At 33.6% G+C, this 456-nt stretch carries 1 protein-coding gene; it reads right to left on the reverse strand.

Annotated elements, in window-relative coordinates; translation table 11 throughout:
- The coding region (locus KJQ97_RS09435) for a methyl-accepting chemotaxis protein (protein WP_250325878.1) at positions 1-456 on the reverse strand (456 nt) is incomplete at both ends.

A 456-nucleotide genomic window follows, 5' to 3' on the forward strand; every position in this document is an offset into this window, starting at 1 on the left:
TTGCGTTTTCATTAGTGATAGTATTCATATTATTTACTCCACTTAATATCTCGCTCATATCTTTACTTGTGCTTATATAATCATTTACAGTTGCTTCACTAATTTTTACAGCTTCACTCATTACTTTACCCATTTCATTAATTGTATCTTGGGTATTACTTGCTACTTGAGTTAATTTACTAATTTCTGCTGAATTAGTGCTCATTTGCTCGCTTGCATCTTTAATACCTTGAACTATAACACTTATTGTTGCATTTATTTCACTAAGGCTTTTTTGAGTTCTTTCTGCTAAACTTCTTACTTCATCAGCTACTACGGCAAACCCACGCCCATGCTCTCCTGCTCTTGCTGCTTCAATTGCAGCATTTAGTGCAAGTAAGTTAGTCTGGTCTGCTACATCATTAATTATTTCTAAAATAGATTTAACATTATCAGCATCACGGCTTAATTGCTCAA

It is taken from the genome of Campylobacter sp. 2018MI01, assembly GCF_018501205.1.
GTDB lineage: Bacteria > Campylobacterota > Campylobacteria > Campylobacterales > Campylobacteraceae > Campylobacter_E.